The sequence below is a fragment of the Labilibaculum manganireducens genome (assembly GCF_963665805.2).
Classification (GTDB): domain Bacteria; phylum Bacteroidota; class Bacteroidia; order Bacteroidales; family Marinifilaceae; genus Labilibaculum; species Labilibaculum manganireducens.
In genome coordinates this window covers 5,144,339-5,168,358 of sequence record NZ_CAXXEE010000003.1, presented here as the reverse complement: position 1 = coordinate 5,168,358, position 24,020 = coordinate 5,144,339, and the positions used below count along the sequence as shown (strand labels likewise).

Genomic DNA, 24,020 nt, shown 5'->3' with positions numbered 1-24,020 from the left:
GCGAAAATAAAAAAGGAGCATCAGATGCTCCCTTTCAAATCATAATATCTGATACTTTATCGAGTAATTTCTACACGCTTTGTTGGGTCTTTGTCTGCGTTTCTTTGATCAACAACTGACATCAGTTTTGCAGCCAAATCGGCGAAAGCCATACCTGTAACTGTATCTGTATTAACAGCAGCCGGAGTTCCGTTGTCGCCACCCTCTCTAATACTCTGCACTAGTGGAATTTGTCCCAATAAATCAATGCCTTTTTCTTCAGCAAGATTTTTACAACCATCTTTACCAAAAATGTAGTATTTATTCTCTGGCAATTCAGCAGGAGTAAACCAAGCCATATTTTCAACCATTCCCAAAACAGGAACATTCACACCAGCTCCTTCGAACATGCTGATTGCTTTAACTGCATCAGCCAAAGCTACTTCCTGAGGCGTACTAACAATAACAGCACCTGTAACCGGAACTGTTTGAACCAAAGTAAGGTGAATATCACTTGTTCCCGGCGGCAAATCGATCAGTACAAAATCGAGCTCGCCCCAGTTTCCTTCTTCAATCATTTGTTTTAATGCATTCGAAGCCATTGGTCCGCGCCAAACAGTTGCCTGAGCAGGATCTACAAAGAATCCGATCGACAACATTTTCACGCCAAATTTTTCATGAGGCTCAATTCTGTCTTTGTCGTCAATCTTAATTAAGCTCGGACGTGCTGCTTCAGAGCCAAACATTTTAGGAACTGAAGGACCAAAAATATCTGCATCAATTAAACCAACCTTAGCACCGGCATTGGCCAAAGCTACAGCCAGATTTGAAGCTACCGTTGATTTTCCAACGCCACCTTTACCGGAAGCAATTGCAATGATATTTTTCACATTGGGAAGAACTCCAGGCTCATCAACAATATGAACCGCTTTCACCTTGATGTTTCCTTTAATTTCTGCGTCTTTATCAACAAATTTCAAAATGGCAGAAACACAAAGTTTTTTTAAGGTAATAATATTTGGATCGTCTGATTTTTGGAAAACCAGATCAAAACCAATTTTTTTGCCTTCAATTTTAATGTTACGAACCATATCCAGGGCCATGATATCCTTATCGGAACCAGGAAACTTTACCAATCGCAAAGCATCCGTAACCTGTTTTTGAGTATAACTCATGATATATTAAATTTTAAGTCTTTGAATTATTTAAAGAATACGTACAAATGTATGTATTTAGATTCTATTTAAATAGTTATCCCACCTAGTTCTTTGAATGGATCCCAAAAAACACGATCGAAATTTTGTATTTGATCGTCGATAACCACAATGCCCTCACTTTCCAAAAGTTCCTGCATTACATTTTCACCCGGAAAGTGATGTTTTCCTGACAGCATTCCCAATCGGTTCACCACCCGATGTGCGGGCGTGTATTCTTTGTGAGCATGACACTGGTTCATAGCCCAACCTACCATTCTCGATCCTCGCGGAGAACCAACAAATCGGGCAATTGCACCATAACTGGTTGCTCGTCCTGCGGGAATTAACCGCACTACATCGTAAATTCGGGAATACAAATCAGACATTAGCTATTCTTTTTTCTCCCTGCCAAAGCTTCGGTACCAATCCAATTCAATTTCTACATCAGGTTCAATAAACTCAGTTTTACCCTCAAGCATAAATTTATGATACTTAATCGGAATTCCCCGATTCAAAAATTGCTGCTCGTAAAAAGTTCTAATAGAGAGAATTTCATCCGCTTTGCCGGAATGATACAAATCGTTGGTATCAACAAGAACTTTTAGATTGTTCTCCTCGATAACATATTTAGTGTATTCATACAAAAAGTTACTATCCGTTTTTAAATGAACAATTCCCTCTTTAGAAAGAAGATTACTATACAACTTTAAAAACCGGGTTCCTGTCAATCTCTTGCCAACTTTTTTCATTTGAGGATCAGGAAAAGTAATCCAAATTTCGGCAATTTCTCCTGATTCAAAAATAGATTGAAGCAACTCTGCATAGGTTCTGATGAAAGCAACATTACTTAAACCATTATCGATAGCTTCTTTTGCACCACAATAGATGCGGGCTCCCTTTATGTCTATCCCAATAAAATTTTTATTTGGAAATTGTTTTGCCAAACCAACCGTATACTCACCCTTTCCACAACCAACTTCAAGAACTATAGGATTATCATTCTTAAACACATCCTTGTTCCACTTTCCTTTTAACTGATAGTTTGTTTCCCAAACTTCGTTGTGGGTTGGTTGAAAAACATTATCAAAAGACTTCATTTCAGCAAAGCGCTGTAATTTATTTTTTCCCACTTTTAAAACCTCTTATATTATCTATTTTCCTTCTCAATACGAATTCCAACATTTGCAATTCCCTTCAATTTCAGGTCGTACATGCCCTGAGTAATTTCAAACACATATTTTCCCGGTTTTGGAAAAACTACTATTTGCTTAAACGGAACCTGTAAATCAAAAATATCACCAAACCCGCTTCCATACCAATCACCGGTTTCATCAGCTAACTCAATCTCAACTTTCTCTTCTTCAATCTCATTGTCAGGAGATATTACTTTCACAAACACCCACAAATTACTGTAGGCATAATCTCCCGAATTGCGCAGATTGATGAAAATATTATTTGCCTGAACCGTATCTGTTATTTCCACTTCAAAACGAAGAATATTATCCTGATTCCATTCAAAATCAGGAATATTCTCATACTGTTCGTACACTCTGTTAGAATCACAGGAAAGTACTAAGACTCCCAGTAATAATGTGTAAAGAACCCTCAACATCTTCATGATTAGGACGGATTATTTTTTCGTGGTTTACGTCGGAATTTACGCTTCGCTTTTTTCGCTGCCGGTTTTTCCACCGAATCGAAACGATTCAAACTATCCTGACCAACTACATTTTCGTATTCCAAAGTTTTCTTAGGCTCTGCAACAAATTCTGTTACCAGTTTATTAACCTTAATGCCTTTTTTATTCTGTTTGATAATATCCTTAACGGTATCTACCGACAGCTGAACCATATTCATTGTGTTGTATTTATCATACGAATACCACATCAGCCTCTTAAAAATATCTGTCTTCTGATGATAAGCTGTACCATCTTTTGTTTCCAACGGAATATTTGTATTCGGAAAATCTTTTTGAGCATCGATGTAACAATCCAATTCAAAATTCAAACAACATTTAAGCTTACCACATTGACCGGCTAATTTCTGAGGATTCAATGAAATCTCCTGATAACGGGCGGCATTTGTTGTTACCGAAACAAAATTGGTAATCCAGGTTGAGCAGCAAAGTTCTCTTCCGCAGGGACCAATGCCGCCAATTCTTCCGGCCTCCTGCCTTGCGCCAATCTGACGCATTTCAATCCGAATTTTAAACTGTTCGGCAAGCACTTTAATCAATTGACGAAAATCAACCCGATCATCAGCGATGTAGTAAAAAATTGCTTTGGTTTTATCGCCCTGATATTCTACATCACCAATCTTCATATTAAGTTTTAGTTCTGCAGACAGCTGGCGGGCCTTAATCATTGTTTTGTGTTCCAGCGCAATGGCCTCATGCCATTTTTCAATATCCACCGGCTTAGCCTTACGGTATATTTTTTTTGCCTCGTATGTTTTCGGATTCAGTTTCTGCTTTCGCATTTGCTCTACAACCAAATCTCCTGTTAGTGTAACAATTCCTATATCGTGTCCCGGTGATGCCTCTAAAGCAACAACATCGCCTCTTTGTAGTCTTAATTGATTCGAATTTGAGAAGAATCCCTTTCGGGTATTTTTAAATTTTACTTCAACGATATCCGGACATAACACACTCTCAGGAACATCACTCAACCAATCATAAACATCTAGTTTTCCATACAGAAGTCTATCATCTTTTTTATTGGAAGCACAACCTCCGCACTTCCCTTTTGGTTCCTTATTTTCTGTCATATGTATATTGATTATTAGTCGGTAACCGACCGCAAAAATAATAATTTTAATTTATAAACTTTTAAAGATACTAATTCGCCGAATTAATAGCCTCTTATGGCCTTAATAATTTAACCAGTTTCAAGCTCAGATCGAGAAAAACAATTTTAGCATTGGCATTTCTGCCGATATCCGAATGAGCTTTTGAAAGCTCATCAGCCAGAATCCATACATTTTCCTCATTAATGAAAGGCGAAAACCGTTGAGAAAAATTCATTTCCTCGCCATTCAAAAATACCATTTCAGGCTTTTTTAAATTCAAAATGAAATTCTCGCGCACCATACGAACACAATAGTTTAAAAAACTCTTTTGACGTTCGCGGCCAATCCCTGCAATTTGTTCCGACCAATCCATTATTTCCATCACCTTACGCGCATAGCTCAATCGCATAATAGCAACAAAATTCTCAAAATTAAAAGCGTTTTCATCCGAATTCTGAATCAATATCCGGGCTTTACAATAGCTGCCGCCAGCCAAACGAACCACATTGCTTAACTCGGTTCCCGATAAATTAAACTCGGATGTAAGCGCCTGCGATAAATCTCTGGATTCAATTTTTGGAACATTTACAATCTGCGTTCTGGAAAGTATTGTCTGAAGAATTTTTTCCGGCTCTTCCGAAACCATTAAAAACAATGTTTTCTTTGGTGGTTCCTCAATCATTTTAAGCAATTTGTTGGCACAGGACCGATGCATCTTTTCCGGCAGCCAAATCACCATTATTTTGTAATCAGACTCGTAAGTCTTCAGATTTAACTTCCGGATAATTTCATTACTCTCCGAAGAATATATTAAGCCCTGAGAATTATCTACCCCCAGAGTTTGGTACCATTCGCCCAAATCAAAATACGGATCACTTTCAATTTGAGATCTCCAGCTGCCAATAAAATTATCGCTCACCGGATTCGTAAAACCTTTACCGGTTACTACCGGGAAAACAAAATGCAAATCGGGATGAATTAACTTCTGGTACTTTTTGCACGATGAACAAACACCACATGAATCATTCTCCTTCTGATCCAAACAAGACACATATTGCGCAAAAGCAATTGCCAAAGGTAATTTTCCAACTCCGGCCGGCCCAACCAATAGCTGAGCGTGACTAATTCTATTTTCTTTTACTGTTTGTATGAACTGACTCTTTACCGATTCAAGTCCAATTATATCTTTGAATTGCATGAAATTAATTTCGATTCTGTTACAGGTATCCTAATGTTATCAATCATTTAACATCGATTTCTGAGCGATCACTAAAATGCAAAATTAGCTGCAAAAACCCATTAGGCTACCCAAAGTTAAAAAAATATCAGAGTGCTTTGCTAAAAGTAATCATCTTGCAATTAAGAAGTCTCCAAATCTGACGTTTTGGCTCCTATTATTCAAATTTATTTTTTTATGCAATCGTTTCAAAACTAATGCCTCATAACACCTAACCCACTGCATTAATTGCAGATACAATAGTTTACCCTATCTTTTTTGCACTCATTTGCAGAAAAAGCTACCTTTGGATACACGAAAAAAAACTAAAGACAATTATATCATGCAAAGTATTGACACTTACAATTTTTCAGGTAAAAAGGCTATTATCCGAGTAGATTTCAATGTGCCTTTAAACGAGCAATTCGAAATTACTGACGACACACGAATTCGTGCAGCTCTGCCTACTATCAAAAAAGTATTAGATGGTAATGGTTCTGCTATCCTGATGTCACATCTTGGTCGTCCAAAAGGTGTAGATGAGAAATTTTCATTGAAGCACATTGTTGCTCACCTTACAAAGTCGATTGGTGTTGAAGTAAAATTTGCTGATGATTGTATTGGTGAAAGTGCAAAAACGATGGCTGCTGATTTAAAGCCTGGTGAAGTTCTTTTATTGGAGAATCTTCGTTACTACAAAGAAGAAGAAAAAGGTGATGAAGAATTTGCCGGGAAATTAGCTGATTTAGCTGACCTTTGGATCAACGACGCATTTGGAACGGCTCACCGTGCACATGCTTCTACTGCTGTTATCGCAAAATTTTTCCCGGAAGCCAAACTTTTCGGATATGTAATGGAAGGCGAATTATCAAGCGTTGATAAGGTATTGAAAGATACCAAGCATCCGTTAACTGCCATTATGGGAGGAGCTAAAGTTTCTTCAAAAATTGAAATCATCCAAACATTAATGTCAAAAGTTGATCATTTGATTATTGGTGGTGGAATGACTTACACTTTTGTGAAAGCAATGGGTGGAACTATTGGAGACTCATTGGTTGAGGATGATAAATTAGAAATGGCCAGAGAAATTCTTCAGAAAGCAAAAGAGAACAACGTGAAACTTCACCTTGCTTCCGATGCTTTAATTGCTGATGCCTTCTCTAACGACGCTAACACTAAAGTGTGTGATGTAAATGCAATTCCTGAAGGATGGATGGGACTGGATGTTGCAGATGCAACTATCGCCAGCTTCTCAAAAGTAATTGAAGAATCAAAAACTATTCTTTGGAATGGTCCTGTTGGAGTATTCGAAATGGATACTTTCGCCAAAGGAACCAAAGCAATTGCTGATGCGATTGTGACTGCTACCGAAAAAGGTGCTTTCTCGTTAATTGGTGGTGGTGATTCTGTTGCTGCAATCAACAAATACGGTCTTGCTGACAAAGTAAGTTACGTTTCAACTGGTGGTGGTGCTTTATTGGAATACATCGAAGGAAAAGAATTACCAGGTGTAACAGCTATCAGAGGATAATTAAATCCAAAATACTTCCCTTTGGGAAACCAAACGCAGTTCTGTAATGGAGCTGCGTTTTTTTATACTACAATCCCAAACACAGTAATAATCTGTCAAGCTATTTCAGGAGTTGATACTACAACACCTAATTTTATTAGCCCCGAGGCAGGTCACACCCTCCCATCGGGACTTTTATGCATCCAATCGGTAACTTGGAGCAGTCAATCGGCAACAATTACCCTCCAATTAGCAACTTGATGGCTTCCCGAGGCAAGGTATACCTTCCCATTGGCAATAAGTACCCATCCATTGGCAAATTAACCGCTCCAAGTGGCGATATCAAATCATTCCTTATCAATTTGGTCATTTTATCAGTCGCAGCTAAAAGCCCTTTCATCTTAAAGTTTTCAATTATCTTTGTCAATAAATCAACATTAAGGTATCAGATAAATGAATTGGGAAGAGGAAATATTTGCCATTACAAACGAAAATGATTTTGAAAAAACAGCACTACGGATTTTTCAATATCAGGCAACGAATAATATAGTTTACAAAGAATATCTGGAGCATTTAAAATTCGATATTTCAACGGTTAAAACCCTTACACAAATTCCCTTTCTTCCTATTGATTTCTTTAAATCGCACAAAGTGGTTTCTACCGATAAAGAAGCACAAGCAATTTTCACCAGCAGCGGAACGACAGGAAATTTAACCAGCCGCCATTATGTGCCCGATCTAAAAATTTATGAAGCCAGCTTTACCAAAGGATTTGAGCAATATTATGGTGCGGTAAGCGACTACTGCATTCTGGCTCTCCTGCCTTCTTATTTGGAGCGCGAAGGTTCTTCTCTTATTTACATGATGGAGAAGTTGATAAAGGACAGCAAACATGAAAAAAGCGGCTTTTACCTGCACAATCATGAAGAATTGATTGCGGCCATTTCTGATCTGAAAAAACAGAATCAAAAGATTCTTTTGTTAGGTGTTAGTTTTGCTTTGCTCGATCTGGCTGAAAAATTCCAGCTGAATTTGGATGACGTAATCGTAATGGAAACGGGGGGAATGAAAGGGCGCAGAAAAGAAATTACCCGAGAGGAATTGCATGCTTTTCTGACCCAACGATTGGGTGTCGAAAAAATTCATTCGGAATATGGAATGACAGAATTGTTATCGCAAGCCTATTCGAAAGGAGACAGTTTGTTTTTTACGCCAAGCTGGATGAAAATTTTAATTCGGGATACTTACGATCCTTTTTCTTACGAACAGCAAGGCAGAAGCGGCGGGGTGAATGTAATCGATTTGGCTAACATACACTCTTGTTCCTTTATCGAAACACAGGATTTGGGACGAATTCATGCTGATGGAAGCTTCGAAATTCTGGGTCGTTTCGACCATTCCGATATCAGAGGCTGCAATTTGCTGGTGAATGAGTAAAAAAAGAAAACACCAAATAGAGTTTAATGAATGTAAACCAACTCTATTTGATGCTTATAGATCCCCCTACCAAAAGGAACCCAACATTAGATTTTTAACGCTTATTTATTTAAAGCTACCTGCCAATTCCAGGCAGAAAGCAAGGTTTCGTCAAGACTTTTTTCAGATTTCCATCCTAATTCTTTATTTGAAAAAGTAGTATCTGCAAAGATTTGTTCGATATCACCGGCACGTCGTCCCACAATTTTATGTGGTACTTTTTCACCTGTTGCCCGTTCGAACGATTCAATAAGTTCCAATACCGAAACTCCTTTTCCTGTTCCAATATTAAAAAACTCGTAATTCGATTTTTGCTTTTCTTCAATCAAACGATTAATTGCAACAACATGAGCTTTAGCCAAATCAACAACATTAATATAATCGCGGATACAAGAACCATCAGGCGTATTGTAATCATTTCCAAATACACTTAGCTCAGCACGCATTCCTGCAACTGTTTGTGTTAAAAACGGAATTAAATTACCGGGAACACCCAAAGGCAATTCTCCAATTTTTGTTGATGGATGAGCTCCGATCGGATTGAAATAGCGCAAGGCAATTCCTTTTAATTCAGGATTTGCTTTCGTGGTATCTCTAATGATATCTTCACAAATGGTTTTTGTATTTCCGTAAGGAGATTCTGCCTCTTTGCGAGGTGTTGCCTCTGTTACAGGCAATTTATCAGGCTGTCCGTAAACAGTACACGATGAAGAAAAAACCAAATTGGGAACATTGAATTCCTTCATTGCTTCCAAAATATTCATCAATGAATTTAAATTGTTTCTGTAGTACAACAATGGTTTCACAACCGATTCCCCTACCGCCTTCGAGGCTGCAAAATGAATGACTGCATTTATTCCTGTATGTTTCGTGAAGAATTCTGTACACTCTTTTGCACAACTTAAATCTACCTTTTCGAACAATGGACGAATACCGGTAATCGCTTCAATACCATCTAAAACTTCAATTTTAGAATTTGATAAATTATCTGCAATCACTACTTCGCAGCCACTATTTTGAAGTTCGACTACAGTATGGGAACCAATATATCCGGTTCCCCCTGTTACTAATACTTTATTCGTCATAATCTAAATTCTAAAAGAATTATTTTCTTTCGTCTATATTAGTATACACTCAACTTTTGTTAAAAATATTGAATGTACAACTTAATTTTACTACCAAAACATTGCATACAAAACAACAAGAACAATGCAGATTGCATAAGATACAATATTGAAAACCTTACCTGTTACAAATGTTTTTCTACTAATTTCAATTCCTTTTTCATCATCTGCCCCTTTGTTTTGCATGTAACTAACCAATGCAATTACAGCTGCAGATAACAAAGCAGTGTATCCCATTTGATCCAGGAAAGGAACATTCGGGAAGATGCCTTCAACAGAGCTTCCTGCCAACCAGCCTTTTGGACCAATTTTAAAGAACATAGCAATAGGAATTGATGATAAAACACCAATAATGGCACCTTTATTTGTTGTCTTTTTCCAGAACAATCCTAACAAGAACACAGCTAAAATACCCGGACTAACCACGCCGGTATATTCCTGAATAAACTGAAATGCCTGATCTATACCTCCCAATAACGGAGCAACAATTCCGGCTATTAATAGAGCACCTGCAGCAGAAAGACGACCAACATTTACAGTTTCCTTATCGGTAGCATTCGGATTAATATATGGTTTGTAAATATCCATTGTAAAAATAGTTGAAGTAGAATTCAACATAGATGCCAATGAAGATACAATAGCCGCAGCCAAGGCTGCAAAAGCTACCCCTTTCAATCCTGATGGAAGAAATTGCAATAACCATGGATATGCTTTATCTGCAGCATCCATTGTTGGAATGTTGTCCATTGATCCGACACCCAAGCGAGCCATAATTGCAGGATCATTAACCATTACAAAAGCAGCAATACCTGGAATTACAACAATTAAAGGAATGATCAATTTCAGAACACCTGCAAATACAATTCCTTTTTGAGCTTCGCCCAAAGATTTTGCAGCCAAAGTTCTTTGAATAATGTATTGATTAAATCCCCAGTAATATAAATTTGCAACCCATAAACCTCCAACAATTACTCCAATTCCGGGAAGATTTACATACTGACTGTTTGCCTTATCCAAAATCATTTGAAAACTATCCGGAGCAACTTCATAAATGTGTTTAAATCCTGCAATAACACCTTCACCACCGGATACATTATTTAAGGCCAAATAGGTTGTAATCAGACCTCCCATGATTAAAAATACAACCTGAATAACATCAGTCCAAGCCACAGCAGAAAGTCCACCGTAAAGAGAATAACTGGCTGCAAACAAAGCCAAACCAAGAATTCCATACATCATAGGAATCCCCATAATCGTTTCCATAGCCAATGCTCCCAAATAAAGAACAGAAGTTAGGTTTACAAATACGTACAATGCAATCCAAAATACGGCTAGAATAGTTTTTAGGTTGGTCGAAAATCGTTTCTCCACAAATTCGGGAATGGTATACAATCCCTTTTCGATAAAAATTGGTAAAAAATATTTACCTACAATTATTAAAGTTAAAGCCGCCATCCATTCGTAGGAAGCAATAGCCAAACCAATTGCAAAACCAGAACCTGACATTCCAATAAACTGCTCTGCAGAAATGTTTGCAGCAATTAAGGAAGCTCCAATTGCCCACCATGGCAATGATTTACTTGCCAGGAAGTAATCGTCGGCATTTTTTTGATGTCCCTCTTTATCGCGGGATACCCATAAACCTACTCCAACAATTACCAATCCATATAAAATAAAGATGATATAATCCAGAGTTGAAAACGCATTTTCCATAGTAAGGATATTTATTTAGTTTTTGATTTATAATGCACTTTAGACAGTTCTCTTAAACGCAATGCTGCACCTTCTGCTGTGATATCTCTTTGCGGCGTGCCCAACATTTCGTATCCAACCATAAATTTTTTAACGCTAGCCGAGCGTAATAATGGTGGATAGAAATGCATGTGCAAGTGCCACTCCGGATGCTCTTCACCATCGGTTGGTGCCTGATGCAATCCTGCTGAGTACGCAAAAGAAACTTCAAATAAGTTATCATACATTATTGTCAGTTTCTTATATATATCTGCTAAATCAGTTTTTTCCTCATCGGTTAATTCCAATAAGTTCGAAACTGGTCTTTTACTAATAATCATGGTTTCGAAAGGCCATACTGCCCAAAACGGAACCAGAGCAACAAATGAATTATTTTCAACTAAAATACGTTCTTTCTTCTCCAATTCACTATTCAGATAATCGAACAGCAATGTTCTTCCGTGTTGTTCGAAATATTCTTTCTGAGTTTCTGATTCTTTCGAAGTTTCTAAAGGAACCAATGCCGAAGCCCATATTTGACCATGCGGATGCGGATTTGAACATCCCATAATAGCACCTTTATTTTCAAATATCTGAACATAGCCAATGTCCTCTCTGGATCCCAGTTCGTCGTATTCTTTACACCAAAGATCAACTACTTTACGGATATTATCCACTTCCATTTCCGGAACTGTTAAACTATGATCAGGACTAAAACAAAGCACTTTACATACTCCTGATTCGCTCTCCGCTTTAAAAAGTTCACCATCTTCAAATTTCCCTTTCGGAGTATCCTGCAACAAAGCACTAAAATCGTTCTGAAAAGAGTAAACATCCTTGTAATCAGGATTATTCTCACCCCCAACACGCTCATTACGCGGACATAGGTAACAATTTGGATCGTGAGGCGGACGAACATCTTCCACTACTTTTTCAACCTGTCCCTGCCAAGGCCGTTTCGATCTGTGAGGCGAAACCAATATCCATTCTCCGGTTAAAGGATTGTACCTTCTGTGGGGATTCTCTATATAATCAAACTTATCCATCATTATCAATTATTGATTATGAGTTATGAATTGGAAAATTTTCAAAGAACAAGATCACTCTCTCTCTTCAATTCATAATTCGTAATTCATCATTCTTAATTAATTCTTCTTCCTCCATCGCCAATTTCAGCAACATAAAACTCTCCTCTAATTCCGGTTTTTTCGAAATATTCGGCGCCCACTTTTTCAATAAATTCATCAACAAATTCATCTTTTACCAAACTTACCGTTGAACCTCCAAAACCGCCCCCAGTCATCCGTGAACCTATAGTTCCTTCAATCTTTCGGGCTGCAGTAACCATTGCATCCAATTCATCTCCTGTCACCTCATAATCATCGCGAAGCGAATTGTGCGATTGGTTCATTAATTCCCCAAAAGCCAACAAGTTACCCAATTTTAATTCTTCCACTGCCTTTTTAGTACGCTCAATTTCAGTAACCACGTGGCGGGCTCTTTTTCGTACAATATCGTTTTCAATACTTGCTGATAAAGAGTTGAATTCTGCCGGACTTAATTCACCCAAGTTGGCAATTAACTTTGAGGGGGTAATTGCATCAACAGCAGCCCGGCATTCATCAACCCGTTCATTGTATTTTCCCGCATCCAAACTATGCGGACTGTTTGTATTTCCGATAATAATTTTAACTCCTGATAGTTTTACAGGCACCAATTCGTACTCAAGACTATCACAGTTCAAATAAATTGCGTGATCCTTTTTTCCCATTCCGGAAGCAAATTGATCCATAATTCCGCACATCACACCTGCAAATTCATGTTCTGCTTTCTGACTGTACTTTACGATGGTCAACCGATTCTGACCAAACTGAAATTCCTCATTAATTGCAACACCTGTTGCTACCTCTAATGAGGCAGAGGATGACAATCCTGCGCCATTGGGTACATTTCCCCAAATTAAAATGTCGGCACCTATATCCGGCTTTTGTCCGTTCTTCACAAACTGAGCAATTACGCCAATTGCGTAATTTACCCATGTTCCTTTAGGCAAAGGATTGCATAAAGAATCCAAATCAATTTCCTGTACAATCTCCTGATTCAAGGAGCGAAAACGGAAAGACTTTCGTTCAGTTTTACGAATCAAACAATAGGTCCCAAACGATAATGCACATGGGAAAACAAATCCTCCATTATAATCAGTATGTTCTCCAATCAAATTTACCCTGCCCGGCGAGAAATATACATTACAATCACCGGCTCCATAAAAATTTTCAAACTCTTTTTTCAAATTATCAACACGCATAACTTTTTCTTACTGGTTGGTACTGGTCGGTAAATATAGATGTTTTAAATTAATTCCCAAAAAACTTTTTACTATTTGAAATTCTTCTGTTTTAACCTCCCTACAATGATCCTCTTCGAATCAAACGGGATTTATTCTCTATCAAGTCTTTTTTCGATCCCAACACCATTTCTGCCAAGATTTCCCCCATCTCTTTAAAATCAGTACTTATTGTTGTTATACCCTCGGCAACAACTTCTTTTAGCGGTGTATCATTGTAGGAAATAATTCCAAGCTCTTCTCCTATTTTAAATTGCCTGCTATTCGCCTCTTTTACCAAATAAACCAGGTCATTGTCATTGGGAACTATGTACGCCTCTGATTTATTAATTGCATGTCCCTGAATGCTTTCAATTACTTTAAACTCCCATTGACTTGCAAATTCTTTTGCGAATTTCTTAAATCCCTTCATTTGTCCAACCGGTTCTTTTCCCCCGGGAAAAACCCAAAACAACTTCCTGTATTTCTTTAACAAATCAGATCCTGACGAAAGTGCAGAGAATACGTCCTTTTCGAAATTTTGATAGACTGCAGGATAATGCTTCTTTAAATTTGCATTGGTTTGATCCAAAATGTACACTTTATCCTGAGGCAACTGTTTAAGCACCGAATAGGCATCTGTAAATTTTGCCGGCATAATAACATAGGACGTATATTTCCCATTGTTATTCTCAATCAACTCTTTAAATACTCTTTCGTTAAAATGATGAAAGTAAATATCAACAGTAGCCAGCCCCTTCAAACTCTCCAGAAAGGAATTGTATAAAATTTCTTTAAATGTATTAAACTCCTCGAACAGCAGGAAAATTTTATGTTTCAACTGAGTAATATTGCTCTCCAAATAGTAACCTTTTCCCGGTACAGATGAAATAACTCCCCGCGCCTTTAACTCGTTAAAGGCAACCAGTACAGTATCCCGGGATAAATTAAACTCCTTGCATATTGCATTGATTGAAGGCAACTGATCGCCAATAGCAACATCCCCGTTTTCAATGGATTGATACAAAGAATTTATCAACTGTTTGTATTTGGGAACTACTGATTCGTTAGAGACGTGAAAGAGACGTGAAGGCATATTGTATTGATATTTAGATCGTAATTAAAAACCCAAATATAATCATTTTTTAAACTGTTAGGTACTGGTTGGTGATCTTGTCGATTTATTCCATTAAAAGTATTAATCGGATAGGAGAAACGGGATTAGTTCCCGTTTCGTCCTTCCACACCACCGTACGTACGGTTCTCGTATACGGCGGTTCCTTAATTTACGCCATTAACTTTTCGATAATAATCCGAGAAAAAGATATACCCAGCTTGCTTTAAACGGTCATTGGTGATAGACGTTTTTAAAATGGGACTATTGGATGTTCTCCAATAAGCTTTCCGTGTATTTGCATACTCCCAAGCTTTGTATTTTGCAATACCTAACTTAATAAGATTCCGTCCACGACTTCTGATACGTTTCCATTGCTTCCAGATAACCATCCGTAAGCGTCTGCGGTACCACTCATCAATTTTAGACAGAAGACTCTTAATGTCAGCCAATTTAAAATAGTTTAACCAACCAGTGATATACTGCTTGAGTTCTAATTTCCGTTTTGCATCTCCCCATCCATTATTCCTTGATGTGAGAGTTCTAATTTTCTCTTTCATCTTGGCTAAACTTTTGGGATGTAATCGTAATCGCCCCTTCTTTTTATTCACATAGAAAGAGTATCCCAAAAATTTGATTTTCGAGATATAGGCTGCACTAGTCTTTTCATTATTTACTTTCAGAAACAATCGTTCTTTAATATATGCGATGATATTAACCATAGTACGCTTAGCACTACGGATGCTTTTGCATAAAATAACCATATCATCAGCGTAACGAACAAAGTTATGACCTCGTTTTACAAGCTCTTTATCCAACTCATTCAGCATGATATTGCTCAGTAAGGGACTTAATGGACCGCCCTGTGGTACGCCCATTTTCGATCCTTCAAACTTGTTGCGTACGACAACTCCTGCTTTTTGATATCTGTGTATAAGTGAGACAACTCGTCCATCTTTTACTGTTCTTGTTAAAATCTCAATCAGTTTGCTCTGATTTACCGTATCGAAGAACTTTTCAAGATCCATATCTATGGCATATTTATAACCATTAGTGATATGTTCTTTACACTTAATCAAGGCCTGATGTGCACTACGTTTGGGTCTAAACCCATAACTGTTTGTAGAGAACTGCTTCTCGTAAATAGGTGACAAAACCTGTGCGATAGCCTGTTGAACGACACGATCAACTACTGTGGGGATACCTAGAGATCTCTTTTGACCGTTGTCCTTAGGGATATCTACCCTTCGGACAGGATTGGGACGGTATTTACCGTCCAATATGGATTGAATTAATGAGTCCTTATGGCAGATCAGATAATCTCCGAGAGATTCGACTTCCATCTTGTCTATACCACCACTTCCTTTATTGCTCTTTACCCGTTTAAGGGCTGCATTTAAGTTCTGCGGGGAAAGGATACACTCGAGTAATCCATATTTCGAATTGTCGGCATTAGTGATGTTGTTTTCAGTCATCCTCATGAAAGTCTGCCCTCCTGCATATCCTTCGGGTTCCGCCCTATCTTTTTTGCTGGTAGGTATCTTTCGATATTTTCTGCTTTCTTTCCTTCACTCGGTAACATTCATTTACTTTCACTTCTTAAGGTTCTGTCCTTCCCGGATCAAATCGATTAATCCAGTACTATGACCTCGGCTGACTTCTCACAACAAATCTTATTTCAACCGCGCATCATACTTCCGTTTCTGCACGTCTGTGAGACCTCCCGTGGTAAGACTAATAACTTTCATTCCATATACCCGCATCATTTACACTCCAGTGTCTGTGTAGTTTTTGGACTTCGTTTTGTGTTGCAAACTCATCCCACTGGATATGCCTGATGATATTCGTGTTCCTCGGGCCGGAAATTTGCCGCCAGCTTCCTTCAGATTCCACCTCGCGATGGACACCCTTGCTCTTGACTAATGGTTGGCAACTACAAGCCCCCATAACGGACTTCCACCGTCTAGTTATTCGCCATGCACGGCACACAACAAAAAAAAGACAGCCACAAGGACTGTCTTTTTAACTACATACTAAATTATTTATCTCATATGAACTATTCTACTCAACTAAAATATACATCGAAGGGTCAGTATTACTAATTAAAATATAAGAATTTAGACCATATTTAGAAATATATACACCATTAGGATCAGTAATTAGAGCCAATAACATTTTTGCTCCATCTGTATTGTATACATCTCTCCACCACGGTCCAAAAGTAAGATAACCCCACGTAACTTGCAGTTGCTCTGGTGCATCTTCTTTTTCTGCAAAAGTAAAATCCGAAAATCCACCCCAATTACTTCCCGGGGTACCTGGAGCATAACATAAAACATAACCAAATTCACTATATATTTGGATCTCATTTAAAAGAGGAACTCCTTCTACTAAACTTGGAACCATCTCCTTAATTGCATATGAAGTTTGTTTTACATTTCTCAAATTAACAGACATATAACCATTAAAAACACCAGCTTCAGATTCTAAAACTTCACCTACAACAATTGTTATCTTCTTACCATCTACCTCTGAAGTAAACTCACTATTCTCTTTATCAAAATCAAAAGATTCAACTATTAAACCATCAACCTCTAGTCCTTTAGGGAACAACAAGCCATTTTTTGAAATTTCATAATCATTTTCAATGATTTGATATCTACCATCATCTAGAGGAATACGCAATACTATCTTATCAGAAAATCCGATAACCTGAGCCTCATATTCACTCCCCTCAATAATTAATTTTTTAAAAAATGATAGTTTACTATATTCCGCCATCATTTCTTTTGCTTCTTCCAAATCTCCATCACTACTCTTAAAAAATGATAATCTAGTCTTTTCCGATCCAGAATCTGTTTTACTTATAAAATCAATTCTATCATCAGAAACTTGATCAAACAAAAATTCATATTCAGCTTCATCTCTATTTGCTTCATAAATAGCATGAAAAACAGAATAACTTTCAAATGTTAATTCTGGAATCTGAGAAGCTGAAATACGATAACTTATTGTATTATCATCATCTCCATCATTATAGGTAGATTCAAACTCAACAGTATTATCTTCATTAAATTTCATTGAGATGGCATTACCAAAATAATAAGCAATCCATTTACCATCACCTTCTATTAATTTAGCCTTATAATCCGATAAAACAGAGCTCAGCCTTTGTTCTGGATTTTCATCAAATACCGCATCTTCCACATTATCGCAAGCTGAAAGGAATAATAGCGATAAAACTAGTATATAAAATAAATTCTTCATATCTATTCTTGATTTAAGGATTCATTAATTTTAATCATTACATCGTCGCGAACTTGATCTAAGTCAATATCAAATTTCTCAAGGTAATAATCTTTAATCATCTTAAGCTTAACACTTATCAAATCTCGACCCTCATTCATACCCTCTGCATCGTCAGCAGGTTTAAGTATTACTGGATTACCATCTTCATCAACTACAGGATTCCCTTCGTCATCAACTTTTTGATAAGGAGCCGTTGGTTCATGAGTTAAATAACGAGCTGCAAATTCATCATATTCTGATGTAAGATAAATAGATAACAATTCGCAAAAATCTTCATTCACATCAGAAGATCCATAATTCGATGTCATTCCTAAAGTAATTGCCTCTCTTGATATTTTAGGGCCATTTACCTGGACATCTTCACCCATATTAATCCAATTGTTAGACTTGTAATTCTCTGGACTTACCTCTTTGTATCCATTTGGTAAATTATTCTTTTGATGAATAATATGTCCATACTCGTGTTCAGCGGTTCTTAACTGTCTCAATAACCAAGATTTATTCGATAAATCGAAACTATTTACTTCGGTAAAAGTAATTCTTGCTCCAGCATCAGCATATCCTAAGGTAACAGATTGTCCATCAGGATTATACATAGGCGAACCAATAAAAATAATTTCAGGAGGAAAATGTTCTTGCATAAAAGCTTCACCTGCCTCTGTTTTTATAAAAGGAGCAAGCCAGAAATCCAAAATGAATTTTCCCATTGGAATACATACATCACGCAAAGGAGGCGTTACCTTTTTGGTATCATCAACATAACGATCTACCCATTGCCATCTTACTGCTGTTCCATAAGGGTTTAGAAAATTCGCTCTAAAATAAACACTGATTTCATCTGTAGATTCTTCAGTAACCTCTGGAACATATACTGCTTTATCATCATCGTCACAAGAGAAAAGTAAACCTGCGACTAATAAGTAAAATAATATTCTTGTTTTTCTCATCATTTCCAATTTTAACGTGGATTTTTAACAATACCTCTCGAACTAGCTGGCAATGGTATTTGGAGAACCTTCCTCAAATCATTTGCCTCTAATTTTATTTCTTTTCCATCAAAAGTAAGATGCGAAACAGAAATTCCATGTCGTTTAATATCTAACCAACGCATTCCTTCTTGAATAAACTCTTTCCTTTTCTCGTCAAGCATAAGACTATATAAAGCGTCTTTTTCAGAAGGAGTTACAGTATTGTTACTTTCATTTAATGTTGAATAAAAAGTCTGAATATCGGCAATTGATAATTCAGTAGCTGCTGTATGACGTAAAGCTCCTATCGCATTTAAATCATTAAGAGCTAACATATAATTTCCAAGCTCAAGATTACATTCTATTCTATTAAACACGAGTTCTTCTCCTCTTAAAACTGCCTGCACATAAAAAGGAAAACCAGTTGTTGCAGTTAAACTTTCTTTGTAAAACTCTTCTTTAAACTTTGGAGCCATAATTGAATTACGATCACCTGTTCCGTAATATCCTAAGTTATTACCTCTCAAATCATCACCTCCAAAAATCGTTTTATCAAATAAAGCATTCCACTGTCGAACACCAGTACGGTAACCATAATTGTATCTTAAGCCAACCCCTACTTGCTTTTCAACTATTAAAATATTACTGGCATCGGTATTTAAAATGTAGAAATTTCTCTTAGCAAGAGCTCCAGACTGACTTCCCAATTCGTCAAAATCTTTAATGAAATTGGTATTAACAGTATTTTCACCTAAAATGAGATTAGCATATTTTATACTCTCTGTATACTCTTTTTTATACATATAAAACCTACAAGCAAAAGCTTTTGCTGCCGTTGTTGTGAAATGATAACGCTTAGAACCAGAATAGTAATCATCAGATAACAAAGCCATTCCATCTATCAAATCCTTTTCTACCAATTCATATACCTTAGCTACAGTCTCTCTTTTGTAATCTTTTATTAGTACCTTTTCAGCTTGCGTAACATAAGGCACACCTAAATCTGAATCCGAAGTTGCTGGATCATAATTATTCGAAAAAAATGATACTAACATAAAGTGTGCATAAGCCCTACATAATAAAGCTTCCCCTTTTATAGCATTTTTATAATCTATCTCATCTGTTTCAATTTTTTCTAAGGCTTCTAAAGCTGAATTTGCCTGTGCTATTGCCTTATATGAACTATTCCAATAATATGTAGGAGTATTGTAATCGTCAAACTCATCTAATTCCTTCCACATAAAGGCATCGGTCATATGAGTTTTTTGACTATTTGTATTAATGTATTCTACATCATCGGTCATCCAATCGGTAAAGAAATAATCTCCTCTTGGATAGGCAGGAACCAAAAGCTCTGCCGTTTTATCTAATGTATTTGCCTCAATTCTATTGTCTGGAGTTTCTTCTAAATAGTCTGAGCAACCAAAAGAAAACAACAATACAATTGCATATATTATATGTGCTTTTTTCATGTTTTATGTTTTATTAATTCTTAATAAAGTAAACTCTTAAGTAATTTTGTCTGTTACAACAAACTACTTGTGAATTATTTAAAATCCTACGTTAAGAGAGAATGTATAAGTTCTAGGTACTGGTAAAGCAACCCCTCCAGAGCGGTAAAACTCAGGATCTAATCCATTCAATTTACTATCGGAATACAATAAAGCAATATTTTGTGCTTGCATTGAAACTCTCGCGTTTTGAATACCTATTTTTTGAGCAAAAGTTTTTGGAATATTATATCCCACACTAATTGTTTTTAATCTAACAAAACTACCATCAGCTATTCTAACATCACTCTTGTTATACATTTCGTACAAATTCAAACTCTGAGCATTTAAGTCATCATCAAATCGTCTATCAACAATAGTTGGTACATTTGTAAATTGCTCATCGCCTGGTGCAGACCAACGATCTTCCATCGTTTTAGACAATGATGAATATCCATATTGGTGTAAGTCTCTTGTCTTAAATAGATCATCTAAACGAATTTTATTCCCTGCTCTAAACACAAGTCCAACTCCCAATGAGAAGTTTTTATATGCGAATGTATTGGTCATACCTCCAGAATAGGGAGCATCTAAAACGCCTTCATATTTAAGATATTTCATCACATCTTCTCTAGCCTGCATATTCAAATTCTCGTTAATAGCATCACCCTTACTGTCAATAAATGTTGGTAGGCCTTGATTGGTTAAACCATCAAATCGAATTGAGTACAAACCTCTACGTGGTCTTCCTAACATATTACCACCAGTATTTCGAACATAATCCCCAATTCTATCGTAATTATCAAGTTTGGTAATCTCACTTTCGTTGTAATCGAAATTAACACTAGTAGTCCACTTAAAATCAGGAGTTTTGATATTGGTTGTATTAATGGCAATCTCAAATCCATTAATTTCCATATCCCCAAAGTTGCCATATTTAATTGATCCTCCACCAACACCAGATGTTCTAACGTAACCAATCAAATCAAATGAGTTTCTTCTGTAATAGGCAAAGTCAGTATAAATTCTATTGTTAAAAAAAGCAGCCTCAGCGCCAACACTAAATTCGTACATTTTTTCCCAAGATAAATCTTCATTGGTAAAATCTTCAATATCTACACCAGTCTCCTTATCGTAAGGTCTCCATGTTTGGTAAGCAATCAACTTCTGTATAGCACTTGCATTAGGTCCCATAACTCCACTCAATCCATAAGTAGCCTTAACACTAAGCAAATCTATAATCTCACTATCAGCCAAAAAACCTTCTTCACTTGCATTCCATTTTCCACTAACATTCCATGATGTTAAATGACGAGCAGTTTTAGTTTTTCCAAGTTGGTTTGAGCCATCACGACGAATGGTACCATTAAAAGTATATTTCCCTTGATAAGAATAAGCGGCATTAAAAAAATAACCTATATATCGATCTCTTTCCTCTTCTAATTTATTTCTCACCTGATTATTCAAACTAAGATACTTCGAAAGATCTTTATGTTCTTTATACAATCCTCCACGATCATATAAAATCCCCCAACCATCGTTAACGATTTCTTTTCTATCTGTATACTTTACTTCTTGCCCCAATAAGAAACTCATAATATGTGTATCATCGATAGAAGAATTCCAAGAAAGTGAATTACGAACCGAATAAAAATCCAGACTATTATTTACAGTATTATAAAAACCTCCTTCAGGTAAAATAGAATATGGATTTGAATTGGGTTTATCAGGATCCTTAAATAAAAGTTGGTTTGCATCACGTATAAACTGGGTAGACATGGATCTATAGGCATTAGCTTGATTTGAGGTCTCATGAATTTTGTGCTCTCGTAATGCGGAATTCCTTCGCACCTGAGAAATATTGCTAAAACTTAAATTTTTCGTAATATCATAATCTAAATTTACTTGAGCAACGATATCTGTTGCTGTTAAATTAACCGAGTTATGATTTAATTCATGAACAATATTAAAATCAGAATAATCTCTTCTAAAATACTCCAAATCTCCATTTTCGTCATACGGACGCATACTCCTACTGGTATTCAAAGCATAAGAGAAAGGGTTAATGTCAAAATCTCTTTGATAAACACCATCTACAGCATTAAAATCTCTATCCTTTGATCCTGGCAATTTCTGATCTCTATGATTTACTGACAACTTTACACCAACCTTAAATTTATCTGTTAATTTAAAATCAGCCTTCATTGTTGCCGTGTATTTTGTTACATCATCTGCAATTGTTCTTCCACTATCATTATACAAACTAATAGAAGTATAGTAAGTTGCTTTTTCAGAACCGCCTGAAAAACTAAACGAATGCTGTTGACTTATCGAATTCTTAAAAAGAACATCAAACCAATCAGTGTTAGCATTTCCATATTTAGAAAGAAAATCTTCATTCAATGCTCCATCGGCACCCCAATTGATACTTCCCTTATCAATTTCATTGTACATTTTTCCAATTACTCCAAAATCCTTTGCTCTTACAGATGATCCTAAATCAATCCATCCTTTACGAACTAATTCTTTATAAAAAGACATCTCTGTTGATGAGTTCGCAATATCAAACTGAGAATAAGTAGGACGTTCCTTTATCGCTACACTACCAGTATAATTCACTGACATTTTTCCAGACTTACCTTTTTTGGTATTGATTACAATAACCCCATTCATAGCTTGAGCACCATACAGCGCAGTAGCCGAAGCATCTTTCAAAACCTGAATATCTTCAATGTCATCAGGATTTAAACCTGCAACGCCCGAGCTTAGAACGGTAGATAAGTTACCAGAAGTTAAATCATCGGCCGAAACTTGAATTAAATCTTCTAAAACAACTCCATCAACTACCCATAAAGGCTTATTATTTCCATTTATAGAAGCATTACCACGAATACGTACAACTGGAGCCGCTCCAAAAGTACCAGAAACATTATCCACAGAAACACCTGCAACTTGCCCCTGTAGAAATCTAGATACATCAGGAGTTGCTTCTAATTTAATTTCTGCTGGTTTTATTTTCGCTGCTGAACCTGTAAACAATCGTCTATCAATCTTCTGATATCCAGTAACAACTACCTCATCAATTTGTTCTGACCCGGCAGTAAGCACAACATCTATTACTTTTTGATTTGTAACAGTGATTTCCTGAGTGTCCATTCCAATAAATGAGAAAACCAAAATGGCCTCTGATGCATCCGGCAATTGAATGTTGTATTTTCCATCGATATTTGTGGTAGTTCCAATACTGGTACCTTTAATAAAAACAGAAACACCTGGTAACCCGACACCTGTATTATCAGTTACAACACCGCCAACCTTTTTTTCCTCCACAACAGGTTTTTCTTCCTTTGAAGGAGTTACAGGTTTAGCTGCTGGTTTAATGATAATGACCTCGTCTCTAATTTCGTACGTAAGTCCGGTATCTTTTAAACAATCCGTTAATATGGTTTGAACGCTTTTGGGTGAAGCGCTTATAGTAACGTTATTCACTTCTTTAATGTCATCAACATTGTAAAGAAATGTGTAATTGGTTTTCTCCTTAACTTTTGCGAAAACCTCAATTAAAGAACCTCTTGTCATTTCCAACTCCAGAATTTCGCCCTGAAGGTTTGCTAATGTCTGAAAACTAAAGACATTAACTACCAGAAATAAAAGCAAGAGTCTTTTTGCAAAAAATGGTTTTCTTTTCTGCATAAAAGACTTTTCCCGATTTTTTTTCATAATTTTGAATGTGATTTGGTTAGTACTACATTTCTCCTCAAAAAGAAATGTTTATTGACTTTGCCGGGGTTTGTGGC

At 36.6% G+C, this 24,020-nt stretch carries 19 protein-coding genes; 2 read left to right on the top strand and 17 right to left on the bottom strand.

Translation table 11 applies throughout. From position 1 onward, the window contains the following. Positions 1-56: 56 nt before the first annotated feature. The 6 genes from ACHZAX_RS20560 to ACHZAX_RS20535 form a co-directional block, all read right to left on the bottom strand. Entirely contained in the window at positions 57-1,154 is a 1,098-nt protein-coding gene (locus tag ACHZAX_RS20560) for an Mrp/NBP35 family ATP-binding protein (RefSeq protein WP_320020375.1), read from the bottom strand. 68 nt (positions 1,155-1,222) lie between these two features. After that, positions 1,223-1,561, bottom strand: a complete 339-nt coding sequence (locus ACHZAX_RS20555; RefSeq protein WP_156195152.1) for an MGMT family protein — start codon at positions 1,559-1,561, stop codon at positions 1,223-1,225. A gap of 3 nt (positions 1,562-1,564) precedes the next feature. Next, entirely contained in the window at positions 1,565-2,305 is a 741-nt protein-coding gene (trmB, locus tag ACHZAX_RS20550) for a tRNA (guanosine(46)-N7)-methyltransferase TrmB (protein WP_320020374.1), read from the bottom strand. Between the two features lie 17 nt (positions 2,306-2,322). Continuing rightward, positions 2,323-2,793 carry a gliding motility lipoprotein GldH gene (locus ACHZAX_RS20545; RefSeq protein ID WP_101310521.1) on the bottom strand — a complete coding sequence of 157 codons (471 nt, stop codon included), beginning with the start codon at positions 2,791-2,793 and terminating at the stop codon, positions 2,323-2,325. 2 nt (positions 2,794-2,795) lie between these two features. Further along, positions 2,796-3,941: a PSP1 domain-containing protein gene (locus tag ACHZAX_RS20540; protein WP_101310520.1), complete on the bottom strand. Its 1,146-nt coding sequence runs from the start codon at positions 3,939-3,941 to the stop codon at positions 2,796-2,798. Between the two features lie 94 nt (positions 3,942-4,035). Beyond that, entirely contained in the window at positions 4,036-5,160 is a 1,125-nt protein-coding gene (locus ACHZAX_RS20535; RefSeq protein ID WP_101310519.1) for a DNA polymerase III subunit, read from the bottom strand. A gap of 325 nt (positions 5,161-5,485) precedes the next feature. On the opposite strand from ACHZAX_RS20535, the gene ACHZAX_RS20530 reads away from it, so the two are divergent. Next, positions 5,486-6,709 (top strand): phosphoglycerate kinase, encoded by a 1,224-nt coding sequence (locus tag ACHZAX_RS20530; protein ID WP_462677420.1) that lies wholly within the window; start codon positions 5,486-5,488, stop codon positions 6,707-6,709. Between the two features lie 217 nt (positions 6,710-6,926). Here the strand turns inward: ACHZAX_RS20530 and ACHZAX_RS20525 are convergent, their stop codons facing one another. Beyond that, positions 6,927-7,088 carry a hypothetical protein gene (locus tag ACHZAX_RS20525; RefSeq protein WP_320020372.1) on the bottom strand — a complete coding sequence of 54 codons (162 nt, stop codon included), beginning with the start codon at positions 7,086-7,088 and terminating at the stop codon, positions 6,927-6,929. A gap of 53 nt (positions 7,089-7,141) precedes the next feature. On the opposite strand from ACHZAX_RS20525, the gene ACHZAX_RS20520 reads away from it, so the two are divergent. Further along, positions 7,142-8,125 carry a long-chain-fatty-acid--protein ligase gene (locus ACHZAX_RS20520; RefSeq protein WP_320020371.1) on the top strand — a complete coding sequence of 328 codons (984 nt, stop codon included), beginning with the start codon at positions 7,142-7,144 and terminating at the stop codon, positions 8,123-8,125. Between the two features lie 101 nt (positions 8,126-8,226). On the opposite strand, the gene galE is transcribed toward ACHZAX_RS20520, so the two are convergent. The 10 genes from galE to ACHZAX_RS20470 all read right to left on the bottom strand — a co-directional run bounded on the left by galE (position 8,227) and on the right by ACHZAX_RS20470 (position 23,943). Next, positions 8,227-9,249, bottom strand: a complete 1,023-nt coding sequence (gene galE, locus ACHZAX_RS20515; protein ID WP_320020370.1) for a UDP-glucose 4-epimerase GalE — start codon at positions 9,247-9,249, stop codon at positions 8,227-8,229. Positions 9,250-9,339: 90 nt separating this feature from the next. Continuing rightward, positions 9,340-11,001 carry a sodium/sugar symporter gene (locus ACHZAX_RS20510; protein WP_320020369.1) on the bottom strand — a complete coding sequence of 554 codons (1,662 nt, stop codon included), beginning with the start codon at positions 10,999-11,001 and terminating at the stop codon, positions 9,340-9,342. 11 nt (positions 11,002-11,012) lie between these two features. Beyond that, complete coding sequence (locus ACHZAX_RS20505) at positions 11,013-12,068, bottom strand: UDP-glucose--hexose-1-phosphate uridylyltransferase (protein ID WP_320020368.1); 1,056 nt, start codon at positions 12,066-12,068, stop codon at positions 11,013-11,015. Between the two features lie 92 nt (positions 12,069-12,160). After that, positions 12,161-13,324: a galactokinase gene (locus tag ACHZAX_RS20500; protein ID WP_320020367.1), complete on the bottom strand. Its 1,164-nt coding sequence runs from the start codon at positions 13,322-13,324 to the stop codon at positions 12,161-12,163. A 100-nt stretch (positions 13,325-13,424) separates the two neighbouring features. After that, entirely contained in the window at positions 13,425-14,438 is a 1,014-nt protein-coding gene (locus ACHZAX_RS20495; protein WP_320020366.1) for a GntR family transcriptional regulator, read from the bottom strand. 185 nt (positions 14,439-14,623) lie between these two features. Then, positions 14,624-15,931, bottom strand: coding sequence for a group II intron reverse transcriptase/maturase (ltrA, locus tag ACHZAX_RS20490; RefSeq protein ID WP_320020365.1), 1,308 nt, complete (start codon positions 15,929-15,931; stop codon positions 14,624-14,626). Positions 15,932-16,517: 586 nt separating this feature from the next. Beyond that, positions 16,518-17,723: a DUF4302 domain-containing protein gene (locus ACHZAX_RS20485; protein WP_320020364.1), complete on the bottom strand. Its 1,206-nt coding sequence runs from the start codon at positions 17,721-17,723 to the stop codon at positions 16,518-16,520. Positions 17,724-17,725: 2 nt separating this feature from the next. Then, the gene (locus ACHZAX_RS20480) at positions 17,726-18,712 is read right to left on the bottom strand and encodes a substrate import-associated zinc metallohydrolase lipoprotein (protein ID WP_320020363.1); all 987 of its coding nucleotides are present in this window, start codon (positions 18,710-18,712) and stop codon (positions 17,726-17,728) included. A gap of 11 nt (positions 18,713-18,723) precedes the next feature. Next, positions 18,724-20,205, bottom strand: a complete 1,482-nt coding sequence (locus tag ACHZAX_RS20475) for a RagB/SusD family nutrient uptake outer membrane protein (RefSeq protein ID WP_320020362.1) — start codon at positions 20,203-20,205, stop codon at positions 18,724-18,726. A 78-nt stretch (positions 20,206-20,283) separates the two neighbouring features. Then, the gene (locus ACHZAX_RS20470) at positions 20,284-23,943 is read right to left on the bottom strand and encodes a SusC/RagA family TonB-linked outer membrane protein (protein WP_320020361.1); all 3,660 of its coding nucleotides are present in this window, start codon (positions 23,941-23,943) and stop codon (positions 20,284-20,286) included. Between the last annotated feature and the right edge of the window lie 77 nt (positions 23,944-24,020).